Source organism: Buttiauxella agrestis (assembly GCF_900446255.1).
GTDB lineage: Bacteria > Pseudomonadota > Gammaproteobacteria > Enterobacterales > Enterobacteriaceae > Buttiauxella > Buttiauxella agrestis.
Genome location: NZ_UIGI01000001.1, coordinates 2,834,519 through 2,850,084, shown reverse-complemented (window position 1 = coordinate 2,850,084; position 15,566 = coordinate 2,834,519). Strand labels below are relative to the sequence as shown.

The window sequence follows — 15,566 nt, the reverse complement described above, 5'->3', positions numbered from 1 at the left end:
GAATTGCCACTTTGGTGGTATATCGACCGTGCGCGTGCAAATCTTCCTCCGCCACAGTTGATCGTTATCAATTCTCCCTTCATATGCGCGCGTTACCGTGCCAACAAATTAGCAATGTCGTATTCATAAGATAGAGCCTCCAGGCTCCACATCAGGAGAACCCCGATGAGCAAATTTCTTGACCGGTTTCGGTACTTCAAACAGAAGGGCGAAACTTTTGCCGATGGACATGGCCAACTGCTCGATACCAATCGTGATTGGGAAGAAGGTTATCGTCAGCGTTGGCAGCACGACAAAGTGGTTCGCTCCACTCACGGTGTAAACTGCACTGGCTCCTGTAGCTGGAAGATCTACGTCAAAAGCGGCCTGGTGACCTGGGAAACTCAGCAAACTGACTACCCGCGTACCCGCCCGGATATGCCAAACCATGAACCACGCGGCTGCCCACGCGGCGCTAGTTATTCCTGGTATCTCTACAGCGCGAACCGCCTGAAATATCCTTTGATGCGCAAGCGTCTGATCAAACTTTGGCGTGAAGCGAAAACACTGCATGAAGACCCAGTCGATGCCTGGGCCTCAATCATCAACGACCCGGAAAAAGCAAAAAGTTATAAACAAGCCCGTGGTCGCGGTGGTTTTGTGCGCTCAAGCTGGGCTGAAGTAAACGAACTGATTGCCGCCGCTAACGTCTTTACCGCAAAAACGTTCGGCCCTGACCGTATCGCAGGCTTCTCGCCGATTCCGGCGATGTCGATGGTGTCGTATGCTTCTGGTGCTCGTTATCTTTCCCTGATTGGCGGGACGTGCCTGAGCTTCTACGACTGGTATTGCGATTTGCCACCTGCGTCACCGATGACCTGGGGCGAGCAGACGGACGTGCCGGAATCTGCCGACTGGTATAACTCGAGCTACATCATCGCCTGGGGTTCTAACGTTCCGCAGACCCGTACGCCAGATGCCCACTTCTTTACCGAAGTGCGTTACAAAGGCACCAAAACCGTGGCGGTGACGCCGGATTACGCTGAAATCGCCAAGCTGTGCGACCAGTGGCTGGCACCGAAACAAGGCACGGATGCGGCGATGGCGCTGGCGATGGGCCACGTTATGCTGCGTGAATTCCACCTTGATAACCCAAGCCAATATTTCGCCGATTACGTGCGCCGTTACACCGACATGCCAATGCTGGTGATGCTCGAAGAGCGTGACGGTTTCTACGCCGCAGGCCGCATGTTACGTGCATCCGATCTGGTTGATGGTCTGGGTCAGGAAAACAACCCGCAATGGAAAACGGTCGCACTCGATAACCAGAACGGCGAACTTTTGGCACCGAACGGTTCTATCGGTTATCGCTGGGGCGAGAAGGGCAAGTGGAACCTTGAACAGCGTGATGGCACCAGCGGTGAAGAAGCCGAACTGCGCCTGAGCCTGCTCGGCAGCCACGACGAAGTGGCGGATGTGGGCTTCCCGTACTTCGGTGGCGAAAGCACCGAACACTTCAGCAACGTTAAGCTCGATAACGTGCTAATGCACAAACTGCCGGTGAAACGTATTCAACTGGCGGATGGTTCCAGCACGCTGGTCACGACCGTATATGACCTGACGCTGGCGAACTATGGTCTGGATCGCGGCCTGAACGACGAAAACTGCGCCTCCAGCTATGACGACGTGAAAGCGTATACCCCGGCGTGGGCGGAACATATCACCGGCGTTTCTCGCCAGAACATTATCCGCATCGCTCGTGAATTTGCTGACAACGCCGACAAAACCCATGGCCGTTCGATGATCATCGTCGGTGCCGGTATGAACCACTGGTTCCACATGGACATGAACTACCGTGGCCTGATCAATATGTTGATCTTCTGCGGTTGCGTCGGCCAAAGCGGCGGCGGCTGGGCACACTATGTCGGCCAGGAAAAACTGCGCCCACAAACCGGCTGGACTCCGCTGGCATTCGCCCTCGACTGGCAGCGCCCGCCACGCCATATGAACAGCACGTCATTCTTCTACAACCACTCCAGCCAGTGGCGCTACGAGTCGTTGACTGCCGAAGAACTGCTGTCCCCGCTGGCGGATAAATCCCGTTATAGCGGCCATTTGATTGACTTCAACGTGCGTGCTGAACGCATGGGCTGGTTGCCATCGGCACCACAGCTCAACACCAATCCATTACACATTGCTAAGCAGGCGAAAGCGGCGGGCATGAGCCCGGCTGATTTCACCGCGCAGCAACTGAAAAGCGGCGACATTCGCTTTGCGGCTGAGCAACCTGATGCAGGCAATAACCATCCGCGCAACTTGTTCGTCTGGCGCTCAAACCTGCTGGGTTCTTCCGGTAAGGGCCACGAGTACATGCTCAAATATTTGCTGGGTACTGAGAACGGTATTCAGGGCAAAGATTTGGGCAAAGAAGGCGGCGTGATGCCGGAAGAAGTCGAGTGGATTGATAACGGTCTGGATGGCAAACTGGATCTGGTGGTGACGCTGGACTTCCGTCTGTCGAGCACCTGTTTGTATTCCGATATCGTGCTGCCAACGGCGACCTGGTATGAGAAAGACGATATGAATACTTCGGACATGCATCCGTTTATTCACCCGCTTTCAGCAGCCGTTGACCCAGCCTGGGATTCGAAAAGCGACTGGGAAATTTATAAAGCCATCGCCAAGAAATTCTCCGAAGTGTGCGTCGGCCATTTAGGTAAAGAAACTGACGTGGTCACGCTGCCGATTCAGCACGATTCCGCCGCAGAACTGGCGCAGCCTTTTGGCGTCATGGACTGGAAAAAGGGCGAATGTGACCTGATTCCGGGTAAAACCGCACCGCATTTGATCACCGTTGAACGTGATTACCCGGCGACTTACGAGCGTTTCACCTCGATTGGCCCGCTGATGGAAACCATCGGTAACGGCGGTAAGGGCATTGCCTGGAATACCCAGTCTGAGATGGACTTGCTGCGTAAGCTCAACTACACCAAAGCAGACGGTCCGGCGAAAGGCCAGCCGATGATCAATACGGCAATCGACGCCGCAGAAATGATCCTCACCCTGGCACCTGAAACCAACGGCCAGGTGGCCGTGAAAGCCTGGGCGGCTCTGAGTGAATTTACCGGTCGTGACCACACGCACCTGGCGCTCAATAAAGAAGACGAAAAGATTCGCTTCCGCGATATCCAGGCGCAGCCACGCAAAATCATCTCCAGCCCGACCTGGTCTGGCCTGGAAGACGAACACGTTTCTTACAGCGCGGGTTACACCAACGTTCACGAGCTGATTCCATGGCGCACGCTGTCTGGCCGCCAGCAGCTGTATCAGGATCATCAGTGGATGCGTGATTTTGGCGAAAGCCTGCTGGTGTACCGTCCACCGATTGATACCCGCTCCGTAAAAGGTGTGATGGGTAAGAAATCGAACGGTAATCCGGAGAAGGCGCTGAACTTCCTGACGCCGCACCAGAAATGGGGCATTCACTCCACTTACAGCGACAACTTGCTGATGCTGACGCTGTCACGCGGTGGGCCGATTGTCTGGATGAGTGAAATCGACGCCAAAGATCTGGGCATCGAAGATAACGACTGGATTGAAGTGTTCAACAAAAACGGGGCGCTGACGGCGCGTGCGGTAGTGAGCCAGCGTGTGCCGGAAGGTATGACCATGATGTATCACGCCCAGGAACGCATCGTGAACCTGCCGGGTTCTGAAATTACCGGTCAACGCGGGGGGATTCATAACTCGGTCACCCGAATTAGCCCGAAACCAACGCACATGATTGGCGGCTACGCGCAACTGGCCTACGGCTTTAACTACTACGGCACCGTCGGGTCAAACCGTGATGAGTTCGTGGTGGTGCGTAAGATGAAAGACATTAACTGGTTAGACGGTGAAGGCAACGACCAGAAACAGGAGAGCGTAAAATGAAAATTCGTTCACAAGTCGGCATGGTGCTGAATCTTGATAAATGCATCGGCTGTCACACCTGTTCTGTGACCTGTAAAAACGTCTGGACCAGCCGCGAAGGGATGGAGTACGCGTGGTTCAATAACGTCGAAACCAAACCGGGGATTGGCTACCCGAACGACTGGGAAAACCAGGAGAAATGGAAGGGCGGTTGGATTCGTAAAATCAACGGCAAACTGCAACCGCGCATGGGCAACCGCGCCATGTTGCTGGGTAAAATCTTCGCTAACCCGCATCTGCCGGGCATCGACGATTATTACGAGCCGTTTGATTATGACTATCAGCATCTTCATAACGCGCCGGAAGGTAAGCACCAGCCGATTGCACGCCCACGCTCGCTGATTACCGGCCAGCGCATGAACAAAATCGAAGCTGGCCCGAACTGGGAAGAGATCCTCGGTGGTGAATTTGAAAAACGCGCCAAAGATCAGAACTTCGTCAATATGCAGAAGGCGATGTACGGCCAGTTTGAAAACACCTTTATGGCGTATCTGCCGCGCTTGTGCGAACACTGCCTGAACCCGGCATGTGTGGCGACTTGCCCGAGCGGTGCCATCTATAAACGTGAAGAAGACGGCATTGTGCTGATTGACCAGGACAAATGTCGCGGCTGGCGGATGTGCATTACCGGTTGCCCGTACAAAAAAATCTACTTCAACTGGAAGAGCGGCAAATCAGAGAAGTGCATTTTCTGTTATCCGCGTATCGAAGCAGGCCAGCCAACAGTCTGTTCCGAGACTTGCGTAGGTCGTATTCGTTACCTCGGCGTGTTGTTGTACGACGCGGATGCGATTGAATCCGCAGCCAGCACCGAGAACGAAAAAGATCTGTACGAGCGTCAGTTGAGCATTTTCCTCAACCCGAATGACCCGGCGGTGATTGAACAAGCGCTGAAAGATGGCGTGCCGCAGAGCGTAATCGACGCAGCACAGCAGTCGCCAGTTTATAAAATGGCGATGGACTGGAAACTGGCGCTGCCGTTGCACCCGGAATATCGCACGCTGCCGATGGTGTGGTATGTGCCGCCGTTGTCGCCAATTCAGTCTGCGGCTGACGCAGGTGAGCTTCCGCATACCGGGATCCTGCCTGACGTTGAAAGCCTGCGTATTCCGGTGGAATACCTGGCCAATCTGTTGACGGCGGGTGACACCACGCCGGTTCTGCGCGCCCTGAAACGCATGATGGCAATGCGCCATTACAAACGTGCTGAAACGGTGGAAGGTGTTCACGACGTTAGCGCGCTGGAAGAAGTGGGTTTGACTGAAGCACAGGCGCAGGAAATGTATCGCTATCTGGCCATTGCGAATTACGAAGATCGCTTCGTGATCCCAAGCAGCCACCGTGAACTGGCCGCAGATGCATTCCCTGAAAGCAAAGGTTGTGGTTTCAGCTTTGGTGATGGTTGCCATGGCTCAGACAGCAAATTCAACCTGTTCAACAGTAAACGCATTGACGCGATTGATGTGTCCAGCAAAACGGAGCCAAAACCATGATTGAACTTCTGGTGATTTCCCGCTTGCTGGAGTATCCGGATGCTGCCCTGTGGCAGCATCAACAGGAACTCCGCGAGGCATTGGCTGAAGGGAGTGCGTTAAATCTGCAACAAGCGGCCCAGCTCAACGGTTTCATTACCTCATTGTGCAGCCGTGATTTGCTGGATGCGCAGGCAAGTTACAGCGAACTGTTTGACCGTGGCCGCGCGACATCACTATTGCTGTTTGAACACGTTCACGGTGAATCCCGTGATCGCGGGCAGGCGATGGTGAACCTGATGAATCAGTATCAGCAGGCGGGTATGGAGATCGACAGCCGCGAGCTACCGGACCATCTTCCGTTATACCTGGAATACTTATCACAACGCAACGAAGCCGAAGCGCGTGGCGGTTTGCAGGATGTGGCACCGATTCTGGCACTGCTGGCAGCGCGCCTGAAACAGCGCGAAAGTGATTACGCCGCTCTGTTTGATGTGCTGCTGGGGTTATCGCAAAGCGATGTGGTCGTTGAAAGTGTGAGCCAACAAATTGCCGGTGAAGCACGTGATGATACTCCGCAAGCGCTGGATGCCGTTTGGGAAGAAGAGCAGGTGAAATTTGTTGCAGACGCAGGGTGTGGCGAGTCTGAAATTAGCAGCCATCAGCGTCGTTTTGCCGGGGCTGTCGCTCCGCAGTATCTGAATATCGGAGGACAGTAATCATGCATTTTCTCAATGTGTTCTTCTATGACATGTATCCGTACATTTGCGGTACGGTTTTCCTGCTGGGCAGTTGGCTGCGCTATGACTACGGGCAGTACACGTGGAAAGCCGGTTCCAGTCAGATGCTGGATCGCAAAGGCATGAATCTGGCTTCTAACTTGTTCCATATCGGAATTCTGGGGATTTTCGCCGGACACTTCCTAGGCATGTTAACGCCACACTGGATGTACGAGTCATTCCTGCCAATCGATGTGAAGCAGAAGATGGCGATGATTGCCGGTGGCGCATGTGGTGTGATGACGCTGGTGGGCGGTTTGCTGCTGCTCAAGCGTCGTCTGTTTAATCCACGTGTGCGGGCGACATCAAGCGTGGCGGATATTTTGATTCTGAGCTTGCTGATGATTCAATGCGCACTCGGCCTGCTGACTATTCCTTTCTCTGCCCAGCATATGGACGGCAGCGAGATGATGAAGCTGGTGGGATGGGCGCAGGCGGTGGTGACGTTCCACGGCGGCGCATCTGAGCATCTGGATGGCGTGGCGTTTATCTTCCGTGTGCATCTGGTGTTGGGGATGACGCTGTTCCTGCTGTTCCCATTCACCCGTCTGGTGCATGTCTGGAGCGCGCCGGTGGAGTATTTGACGCGTAAGTATCAGGTCGTTCGCGCTCGTCGTTGAGTGTTGTTATTTGATTTGAAAGATACCTGGCTTCGGCCGGGTATTTTTTTGTGCTTTTGTTGATGGTGTCGGATGACGCTGCGCTTATCCGACCTACGGATCGGTTTTGCGTTTTTAGTTTTGTGTTTGGTGTTGAATATTATGCGATTGGGGATTTGTTTAGAGGTATTGCGAGAGATGGTGGCGGGGGAAGGATTCGAACCTTCGAAGTCGATGACGGCAGATTTACAGTCTGCTCCCTTTGGCCGCTCGGGAACCCCGCCAGGGGTATGATGCTTGTTTGAAACTACTGGCCGTACTTAATGCTTGAAGATGGTGGCGGGGGAAGGATTCGAACCTTCGAAGTCGATGACGGCAGATTTACAGTCTGCTCCCTTTGGCCGCTCGGGAACCCCGCCAGGGGTATTACTTTTTGTTGGCTTTCTTGCTCGCGTCCTTTGTCTGGAAGCGGGGCGCATCATATCAAATGAAGCGCCGCTGTAAAGCATTCGCTGTAAGAAAATGAATCGTTTGCCGTTTTTTTACACGTAACGTCGTAAACCTAAGCAATTACATGATTGATCTACAGAATAATCGTGCGATTACCATAAACAAACACGCGTTGCGCCAGAACCTGATACAGAGCACGGCTCAAAACATTTTTCTCAACATCACGCCCGGCACGCATCATATCTTCTGCGGTGTAGGTGTGATCGACGTGAATCACATCCTGCATGATGATTGGGCCTTCATCCAGATTGTCATTCACATAGTGGGCGGTGGCGCCAATGATCTTCACGCCGCGCTCATAAGCCTGGTGATAAGGGCGCGCGCCAATAAAAGCAGGCAGGAATGAGTGGTGGATATTGATAATCTGGTTCGGGAAGCGTGAAACAAATTCCGGAGTTAACACGCGCATGTATTTAGCCAGCACCACATAATCAGGTTGATGCGCTTCAATCGCGTCTGCCATCTGTTTATCGTGATCTTCGCGCGTCAGACCTTCATGGCTCACCAGCTCAAACGGGATATCAAAACGCTCGACCAGAGTGCGCAGCGTTTCGTGGTTGCCAATAACGGCGGCGATTTCGACATCCAGGCCGCCGTAATTCGCTTTCATTAATAAATCGCCCAGGCAGTGCGCTTCTTTAGTGACAAGAATCACCACGCGGCGACGGCCAGCAGGAATGAGTTCACGCAATGAACCTTCAGGCAATGCGCCATCCAAATCTGCCAGCAAAGTGGTGTCGTTGAAAATGCCTTCGAGTTCGGTACGCATAAAGAAGCGCCCGGTGCGATGGTCAACAAACTCATTGTTCTGAACGATATTCAGTTCGTGCTTGTAACAAATATTGGTGATCTTGGCGATCAGGCCCTTTGCGTCAGGGCAAATGGTGCGGAGTACTTTTCGCTGTAATGATTGCATTGCAGGGTGAGTCCTGTTGTTCGTTTGTTTGCTAAATATCTTGTGCCACGTCGCGTTAACGCCCACAACACTTTTTATATTTTTTGCCGGAACCGCAAGGGCAGGGGTCATTACGACCAAATTGCGGGCGGGTTCCGTCGACATAGTACCATTGACCGTTTTCCTTTAAGAAACGAGAACGTTCAATGATCGCACTTTCCTCGCCTTGCTCTTCAAAGCGTGCGACGAAACTGACGAAACCTTCGTTTGCTTCATCGCCATCTGCCGATTCATAAACGGTTAAACCTAGCCATTGCGTCGTCGCAAAACTACCGGAAATATCGGTCTTCAGCGAAGGGCTACGAGTCTGGGGATACCAGGTTGCGACAAGGTAATCTGCGTCTTGCATCACATAGGCGCTATAACGTGAGCGCATAAGCTGTGATGGTGTTGGCGCATGGCGCTCCGCGCGTAGGTAAGGCTGGCAACATAAGCTATACTCCAGACCGCTACCACAAGGGCAAAGTTGCGACACAGCATCTCCTTGGTTACAAAAAAATAGTCAGCGTAAATACGCGGGGTAGTTATGTTAACTGAGCTGTGGCGAGTTCGCCACGCGGTGATATACCGGGGAAGAAAGACCGAGGCGAAATGAGACAGGTAAAGATCGGCCTGGCATTAGGGTCGGGAGCAGCAAAAGGATGGGCGCATATTGGTGTCATTAATGCGTTAAAACGAGCTGGAATTCAGGTTGATATCGTAGCAGGTTGCTCGGTGGGGGCGCTGGTTGGTGCGGCGTACGCCAGTAATCGTTTACCTATGATGGAACGCTGGGTGCGTTCGTTCGGCTATTGGGACGTACTGCGGCTGATGGATCTTTCCTGGCGCCGGGGCGGTTTGTTACGTGGCGAGCGAGTTTTCAATAACGTCCGTAAAATCATAACTGAAGAAAAAATTGAAGATTGCGCGCTGCGGTTTGGCTCGGTTGCAACCAATTTAAGCACCGGGCGCGAGTTGTGGTTCACCGATGGCGATCTTCATCAGGCCGTACGCGCTTCTTGTAGTATGCCGGGGTTGCTGTCGCCTGTCGGATACAATGGCTACTGGCTGGTGGACGGTGCGGTGGTTAACCCGGTGCCGGTGTCGCTGACCCGTGCGTTAGGCGCTGATATTGTTATTGCTGTCGATCTTCAGCATGACGCCCATCTGATGCAGCAAGATTTACTTTCCGTAAATATGACCACGCCGTTGGCTGAAAACCAGGTGCAACCGGATTCCTGGCGTGGCCGTTTACGCGAGCAACTCGGTAAAATCACCACGCGACGCGCCAATACCACGCCAACGGCCATGGAGATCATGACCACGTCCATTCAGGTGTTGGAAAACCGCTTAAAACGCAACCGTATGGCCGGTGATCCTCCCGATATTTTGCTCCAGCCGTTTTGCCCTCAGATTTCTACCCTGGATTTCCACCGCGCCGCAGAAGCGATCAGTGCGGGGAGTCTGGCCGTCGAGAAAAAGATGGATGAGCTGTTACCTTTGGTTCGTACCCATGAATGAGTACGGTGAAAACTCGCATCTTCAGGCAATTCTGACAGGCGGTGATTGTCATACCATGCCACTATTGATCTATCGCCAGTCAGGGGAGCGCACATGACACAGCCACTCGTTGGAAAACAGATTCTCATTGTTGAGGACGAGCCCGTTTTCCGCTCTTTGCTGGAGAATTATCTTTCTTCTTTAGGGGCAATCATTGCCGTTGCCACAGATGGTATCGACGCTCTGGAAAAAATATCCACTTTTGCACCCGATTTGTTGATTTGTGATTTGGCGATGCCGCGCATGAATGGGCTGAAGTTAGTCGAGCATCTGCGTAATGAAGGGGTGCAAACGCCAATATTAGTCATTTCCGCGACTGAAAATATGTCAGATATCGCCAAAGCGCTGCGTTTTGGCGTACAGGATGTTCTGCTTAAACCTATTAAAGATCTTAACCGCTTGCGTGAAACCGTTTTTGCTTGCCTCTATCCCAATATGTTTAATTCGCGGGTTGAAGAAGAAGAACGTTTGTTCCAGGACTGGGACGCGCTGGTCAGCGACCCGCAGGCGGCGTCTAAATTACTGCAAGAACTGCAACCCCCGGTGCAACAGGTGATGTCGCATTGTCGCGTCAATTACCGTCAACTGATTACCCTCAATCAACCTGGGCTGGTTCTGGATATCGCTCCGCTTTCAGAAAACGACCTGGCATTTTATTGCCTCGATGTGACTCGAGCTGGGGATAACGGCGTGTTAGCTGCACTGCTATTACGGGCATTATTTAATGGCTTATTGCAGGAACAGCTTTCCCACCAGCATCAGCGGTTACCAGAATTAGGGAATTTGCTAAAACAAGTTAACCAGTTATTACGACAAGCTAATTTGACCGGACAGTTTCCCCTCATGGTTGGCTATTACCATAGTGAGCTTAAAAACCTCATTTTGGTCTCCGCTGGACTTAATGCGACGTTAAATACCGGCGAACATCAAATTCAGGTCAGTAATGGTGTGCCTCTGGGCACTCTGGGCAATACTTACCTTAATCAAATTAGCCAGCGCTGCGAATCCTGGCAGTGTCAGGTGTGGGGTTCAGGCGGGCGTTTAAGACTCATGTTGTCTGCGGAATGAGCATCTGGATGCTTGAAAACATTTAGGTTTTCTCCCCTATCTTTGCTGGTGGTAATATCGTACTTAACCAACTCGTATTTATCTTAAATTACCAGCGCAGCGGGTAAACAGCGGCAGATTTCATTTTTAAGCTGATATACTCGATGCGTATTTTAATTGACTTGCAAGTGAAAACTTGAACAGTCCAGGAGATTTTTCAATGGCTGCCATTAATTCTAAAGTAAGAAAAGCAGTAATCCCTGTTGCGGGATTGGGTACACGCATGTTACCGGCCACCAAGGCAATTCCAAAAGAGATGCTGCCGCTGGTTGATAAGCCACTTATTCAATATGTGGTCAATGAATGTATCGCCGCGGGTATTACTGAAATTGTGCTGGTAACGCACTCGTCGAAAAACTCCATCGAAAACCATTTCGATACCAGTTTTGAACTGGAAGCCATGCTGGAAAAACGCGTTAAGCGCCAGTTGCTGGAAGAAGTTCAGGCTATTTGCCCACCGCATGTAACTATCATGCAGGTTCGTCAAGGTCTGGCGAAAGGCCTCGGCCACGCCGTACTGTGCGCGCATCCGGTTGTCGGTGATGAGCCGGTAGCAGTTATTCTGCCTGACGTAATCCTTGATGAATTCGAGTCTGATTTGTCTCAAGACAACCTGGCAGAAATGATCAAACGTTTTGATGCGACAGGCCACAGCCAGATTATGGTTGAACCGGTAGAAGACGTGACGGCTTACGGTGTTGTTGACTGTAAAGGCGTTGAATTAAATGAAGGTGATAGCGTGCCGATGGTTGGTATCGTTGAGAAGCCTAAAGCAAACGTCGCACCATCCAACCTGGCTGTTGTGGGTCGTTACGTGCTGACCGCCGATATCTGGCCGCTGTTGTCCAAAACGCCTCCAGGTGCGGGCGATGAAATTCAGCTGACTGACTCCATCGCGATGCTGATGGAAAAACAGACCGTTGAAGCGTATCACATGAGAGGCGTGAGCCATGACTGTGGTAACAAACTTGGCTATATGCAGGCGTTTGTGGAATACGGTATTCGTCACAACACTCTGGGTGCTGATTTCAAAGCATGGCTTGAAGAGACGGTTGGCGCGAAAAAGTAATTCATTGCAACGCAGGATAGAAAGATGAAAGTTACTGTATTTGGTATCGGCTATGTAGGACTCGTGCAGGCAGCAGTGCTTGCGGAAGTCGGGCACGATGTAATGTGCATAGATGTCGATGCAAAGAAAGTCGAAAATCTGAAAAACGGCGTGATCCCTATTTTTGAACCGGGCTTAACGCCGCTGGTGAAAAAAAACTATGAAGAAGGGCGTTTACACTTCAGCACTGATGCTGAAATGGGCGTTCAGCATGGTGAAATGCAATTTATCGCCGTGGGTACACCGCCTGATGAAGACGGTTCTGCCGACCTGAAATACGTTACAGCCGTCGCGCGTACCATCGCCCAGTACATGACTTCCCATAAAGTTGTGCTCGATAAATCTACGGTTCCGGTTGGCACCGCAGATAAAGTACGCGCCGTAATGGAAGAAACCCTGAAAGCGCGTGGCGTGGATGTTTCCTTTGATGTGGTCTCTAACCCGGAATTCCTGAAAGAAGGTGCGGCGGTTTCCGACTGTATGCGTCCTGAGCGTATCGTTATCGGCACCGATAACGAAGACATCGTTGATCTTCTGCGTGAGTTGTACGAGCCATTCAACCGTAACCACGACCGCATGATCCTGATGGATATCCGTAGCGCGGAGCTGACCAAGTACGCAGCCAACTGTATGTTGGCGACCAAAATCAGCTTTATGAACGAGATTTCGAACCTGGCAGAACGCCTGGGTGCGGATATCGAAAAAGTGCGCATGGGTATCGGCTCAGATTCGCGTATTGGCTATAGCTTTATTTATCCAGGCTGTGGTTATGGCGGTTCCTGTTTCCCTAAAGATGTTCAGGCTCTGATTCGCACTGCCCAGCAGATTGGCTATACGCCACGGATTCTGCAGGCGGTTGAAGAGGTAAACCAGGACCAGAAGTTAAAACTCCCTGAGTTTATTTATCGTCACTTTGGTGAAAATCTGGAAGGCAAAACCTTCGCGCTGTGGGGGCTTTCTTTCAAACCTAATACTGACGATATGCGTGAAGCCTCAAGCCGCGTCCTGATGGAAGCGCTGTGGGAACGCGGTGCTCAGGTGCAGGCGTATGACCCGGAAGCAATGGATGAAACCCAGCGCATTTATGGACATCGCTCAGATCTGAAACTGATGGGAACGAAAGAAGCTGCATTGCAGGGCGCGGATGCTCTGGTCATTTGTACTGAATGGCAGAGTTTCAAAGCACCTGATTTCGATGCAATTAAGAAGTCCCTGAAACAACCTATTATCTTCGATGGCCGTAACTTGTATGATCCTGAAAGGCTCAGTAAGCGCGGTTTTGTTTATTATGCAATCGGTCGCGGAGCGTCCCTCAATATTGCGTAATAAGTAGGGTTGTAGGAAATATCCGGTTACCGGCGCGGCAAATCTTATTGGCTATCCCGTCCTGAGGATTTGTTGGCGTCCGGTTTCCCGGATACAGATATCGCTTCCCCGCAAGACTATTATTACTCGAGCTTATAGCAAATCCCGTTTTATCCCATCTCCTCCCATTCTTAGTTCTACCGGCAGCAATTTGACCCTGCCCGCCGTAATGCTATGGCTGATTTATTGACCGCAGACAAATTGATCCGTGATTCATCTCACAGTGCAGAACGGGGTTTGTTATTCGTTCGAAACCACTCGATTTGTGCGGATCCAAACCTGACAACCATTTTAATGCTCTGCGATGGAACTGTTAATTCCATTTCTTTATATGTGGTAATCCACAAAATCGACGATTCGCTGGCACATACATACTCGAATTTATATTGATAGCGGAACGGCGTACAGTGGCAGGGAGAGAGGCTCAGGGCAAATCAGGATGATTTCAGAGGCGGTGAAATGAAAAGGCCACCTGGTTTCTTTTTATGTTCTTGTTGAAAGCGTATAAAACAAAAATCCCGCCGAAGCGGGATTTAATAAGCAGCACTAAAAGCAAAAATTAGGCAATCAGGAAGTCTTCCAGTTTTTTGCCTTGTTCTTCCATTGCTTTTTTGATTACTGCTGGAGTACGGCCCTGGCCAGTCCAGGTTTTGCTTTCGCCGTTTTCGTCGATGTACTGATATTTAGCTGGGCGCGCAGCGCGTTTTGCTTTGCCTGCAGATTTAACAGCAGCCATGCTATTCAGTAATTCGTTAGGATCAATGCCATCAGCAATCAGCATTTCACGGTATTGTTGCAGTTTACGAGTGCGTTCTTCAATTTCTGCTGCAGCAGCATTATCTTCTTCGCGACGTTCGTTAACAACAACTTCTAATTTTTCCAGCATTTCTTCCAGCGTTTCCAGAGTACATTCTCTAGCTTGTGCACGAAGAGTACGGATGTTGTTCAGAATTTTAAGTGCTTCGCTCATTTTAGTAATCTCAATCTTATATTGATGGTTGGCTTGTTGGGCTAATAATAGAGGCTTAAATTAAGTTCTGCAATAGGGGGTAATGTAAGGAATCTAAAATTCCATAATATTTTGTCGATTTATAAAAGCGTATTAACTTAAATTTTGACTTACATGCATGGTAAACAAAACGTGGATAACTCAATTTTTCTTCAACAACCCTGATAGAGGCAGGGGTTGTTGGTGCAGTAAATTGAGGCATAAGAGCATTAATGGCGAAATATCAACCTTTGGTATTATTGTCCTTTTCAGGGGGTATTCTTAATAGAACATTATTATTAGCGATTCATCACACTCTAATGAATAGTGCGGAAAACACTGAAAACTCCGTAAGTTAAGTGTCGTGTGATGGCTTTTAAACAACAGGCACGCCGAACCAATGCGCTCTGAGATTTATATATCAGCCAAATAATGCAGGAATTTTCCATACCATCATCAGGTAGCGGCAACTCTGTAACGGCTTATGATATAATCCGTGTTAATAATATTTACATTTTAACTCAGGCTAGCTGACCAATGGCACAACTCTACTTTTACTATTCCGCAATGAATGCGGGGAAATCCACTGCATTACTGCAATCTTCATACAACTATCAAGAGCGCGGAATGCGCACGCTGGTGTATACCGCAGAAATTGACAATCGATTTGGCTCTGGAAAGGTGAGTTCGCGTATTGGATTGTCGTCGCCTGCAAAGCTCTACAATGCTTCAACTCAATTATTCAATGAAATACGCGATGAGCATCAGCGTAATGCCGTCAATTGTGTCCTGGTGGACGAATGTCAGTTCCTGACGCGAGATCAAGTATTAGCTTTATCAGATGTCGTAGATGATCTTGATATTCCCGTGCTGTGTTATGGATTACGCACTGATTTCCAGGGTGAGCTTTTTGGCGGGAGCCAATATTTATTGGCATGGTCAGATAAGCTGGTGGAATTAAAAACCATTTGTTTCTGTGGTCGTAAGGCGAGCATGGTATTGCGACTTGATCACGAAGGTCGACCGTATAACCAGGGCGAGCAGGTGGTTATCGGTGGTAATGAACGCTATGTATCAGTATGCCGCAAGCATTACAAAGAAGCGCTGCAAAAAGGGTCCCTACAAGGCATTCAGGGCGCTTAAAAAACTAAATGAAGGGGAAGGGGAGGCTTTCCCCTTGAAGGCTGTATAAC

General features: G+C 50.7%; 12 protein-coding genes and 2 tRNA genes. 9 read left to right on the top strand and 5 right to left on the bottom strand.

All coding sequences use genetic code 11. The annotated features are described in order from the left end of the window. Window positions 1–165: 165 nt before the first annotated feature. From DY231_RS13565 to narI, 4 genes are read left to right on the top strand one after another with little or no spacing between them, the layout of a single operon-like run. The gene (locus DY231_RS13565; RefSeq protein WP_115629027.1) at window positions 166–3,912 is read left to right on the top strand and encodes a nitrate reductase subunit alpha; all 3,747 of its coding nucleotides are present in this window, start codon (window positions 166–168) and stop codon (window positions 3,910–3,912) included. Continuing rightward, window positions 3,909–5,444 carry a nitrate reductase subunit beta gene (narH, locus tag DY231_RS13560; RefSeq protein ID WP_115629025.1) on the top strand — a complete coding sequence of 512 codons (1,536 nt, stop codon included), beginning with the start codon at window positions 3,909–3,911 and terminating at the stop codon, window positions 5,442–5,444. Before DY231_RS13565 ends, narH begins: the two co-directional genes overlap by 4 nt. Continuing rightward, complete coding sequence (gene narJ, locus DY231_RS13555; RefSeq protein WP_115629023.1) at window positions 5,441–6,142, top strand: nitrate reductase molybdenum cofactor assembly chaperone; 702 nt, start codon at window positions 5,441–5,443, stop codon at window positions 6,140–6,142. The genes narH and narJ overlap by 4 nt, the downstream gene beginning before the upstream one ends. 2 nt (window positions 6,143–6,144) lie before the next feature. Further along, window positions 6,145–6,822, top strand: a complete 678-nt coding sequence (gene narI, locus DY231_RS13550) for a respiratory nitrate reductase subunit gamma (RefSeq protein WP_115629021.1) — start codon at window positions 6,145–6,147, stop codon at window positions 6,820–6,822. Between the two features lie 178 nt (window positions 6,823–7,000). On the opposite strand, the gene DY231_RS13545 is transcribed toward narI, so the two are convergent. From DY231_RS13545 to DY231_RS13530, 4 genes are all read right to left on the bottom strand, one after another. After that, a tRNA-Tyr gene (locus DY231_RS13545) sits at window positions 7,001–7,085 on the bottom strand. Window positions 7,086–7,135: 50 nt separating this feature from the next. After that, window positions 7,136–7,220: transfer RNA gene (locus DY231_RS13540), tRNA-Tyr, on the bottom strand. Between the two features lie 164 nt (window positions 7,221–7,384). Continuing rightward, entirely contained in the window at window positions 7,385–8,227 is an 843-nt protein-coding gene (purU, locus tag DY231_RS13535; RefSeq protein WP_034494973.1) for a formyltetrahydrofolate deformylase, read from the bottom strand. A gap of 55 nt (window positions 8,228–8,282) precedes the next feature. Then, window positions 8,283–8,741 (bottom strand): YchJ family protein, encoded by a 459-nt coding sequence (locus tag DY231_RS13530; protein WP_115629019.1) that lies wholly within the window; start codon window positions 8,739–8,741, stop codon window positions 8,283–8,285. Window positions 8,742–8,857: 116 nt separating this feature from the next. Here DY231_RS13530 and rssA point away from each other — a divergent pair, with 116 nt between their 5' ends. From rssA to DY231_RS13510, 4 genes are all read left to right on the top strand, one after another. After that, the gene (gene rssA, locus DY231_RS13525) at window positions 8,858–9,766 is read left to right on the top strand and encodes a patatin-like phospholipase RssA (RefSeq protein ID WP_034494978.1); all 909 of its coding nucleotides are present in this window, start codon (window positions 8,858–8,860) and stop codon (window positions 9,764–9,766) included. A gap of 93 nt (window positions 9,767–9,859) precedes the next feature. Continuing rightward, window positions 9,860–10,873 (top strand): two-component system response regulator RssB, encoded by a 1,014-nt coding sequence (rssB, locus tag DY231_RS13520; RefSeq protein WP_034494979.1) that lies wholly within the window; start codon window positions 9,860–9,862, stop codon window positions 10,871–10,873. A 199-nt stretch (window positions 10,874–11,072) separates the two neighbouring features. Then, complete coding sequence (gene galU, locus DY231_RS13515) at window positions 11,073–11,981, top strand: UTP--glucose-1-phosphate uridylyltransferase GalU (protein ID WP_115629017.1); 909 nt, start codon at window positions 11,073–11,075, stop codon at window positions 11,979–11,981. A 24-nt stretch (window positions 11,982–12,005) separates the two neighbouring features. Further along, window positions 12,006–13,346 carry a UDP-glucose dehydrogenase family protein gene (locus DY231_RS13510; protein ID WP_115629015.1) on the top strand — a complete coding sequence of 447 codons (1,341 nt, stop codon included), beginning with the start codon at window positions 12,006–12,008 and terminating at the stop codon, window positions 13,344–13,346. Window positions 13,347–13,944: 598 nt separating this feature from the next. Here the strand turns inward: DY231_RS13510 and hns are convergent. After that, window positions 13,945–14,355, bottom strand: a complete 411-nt coding sequence (gene hns / locus DY231_RS13500) for a histone-like nucleoid-structuring protein H-NS (RefSeq protein ID WP_034494985.1) — start codon at window positions 14,353–14,355, stop codon at window positions 13,945–13,947. Window positions 14,356–14,910: 555 nt separating this feature from the next. Between hns and tdk the strand changes: the two genes are divergently transcribed. Further along, window positions 14,911–15,516 (top strand): thymidine kinase, encoded by a 606-nt coding sequence (gene tdk / locus DY231_RS13495; RefSeq protein ID WP_034494987.1) that lies wholly within the window; start codon window positions 14,911–14,913, stop codon window positions 15,514–15,516. Window positions 15,517–15,566 lie beyond the last annotated feature (50 nt).

Coding starts and splice junctions, on each gene's coding strand:
- DY231_RS13565 (WP_115629027.1), top strand. CDS start 166: ATGAGCAAATTTCTTGACCGGTTTCGGTACTTCAAACAGAAGGGCGAA.
- narH (WP_115629025.1), top strand. CDS start 3,909: ATGAAAATTCGTTCACAAGTCGGCATGGTGCTGAATCTTGATAAATGC.
- narJ (WP_115629023.1), top strand. CDS start 5,441: ATGATTGAACTTCTGGTGATTTCCCGCTTGCTGGAGTATCCGGATGCT.
- narI (WP_115629021.1), top strand. CDS start 6,145: ATGCATTTTCTCAATGTGTTCTTCTATGACATGTATCCGTACATTTGC.
- purU (WP_034494973.1), bottom strand. CDS start 8,227: ATGCAATCATTACAGCGAAAAGTACTCCGCACCATTTGCCCTGACGCA.
- rssA (WP_034494978.1), top strand. CDS start 8,858: ATGAGACAGGTAAAGATCGGCCTGGCATTAGGGTCGGGAGCAGCAAAA.
- rssB (WP_034494979.1), top strand. CDS start 9,860: ATGACACAGCCACTCGTTGGAAAACAGATTCTCATTGTTGAGGACGAG.
- galU (WP_115629017.1), top strand. CDS start 11,073: ATGGCTGCCATTAATTCTAAAGTAAGAAAAGCAGTAATCCCTGTTGCG.
- DY231_RS13510 (WP_115629015.1), top strand. CDS start 12,006: ATGAAAGTTACTGTATTTGGTATCGGCTATGTAGGACTCGTGCAGGCA.
- hns (WP_034494985.1), bottom strand. CDS start 14,355: ATGAGCGAAGCACTTAAAATTCTGAACAACATCCGTACTCTTCGTGCA.
- tdk (WP_034494987.1), top strand. CDS start 14,911: ATGGCACAACTCTACTTTTACTATTCCGCAATGAATGCGGGGAAATCC.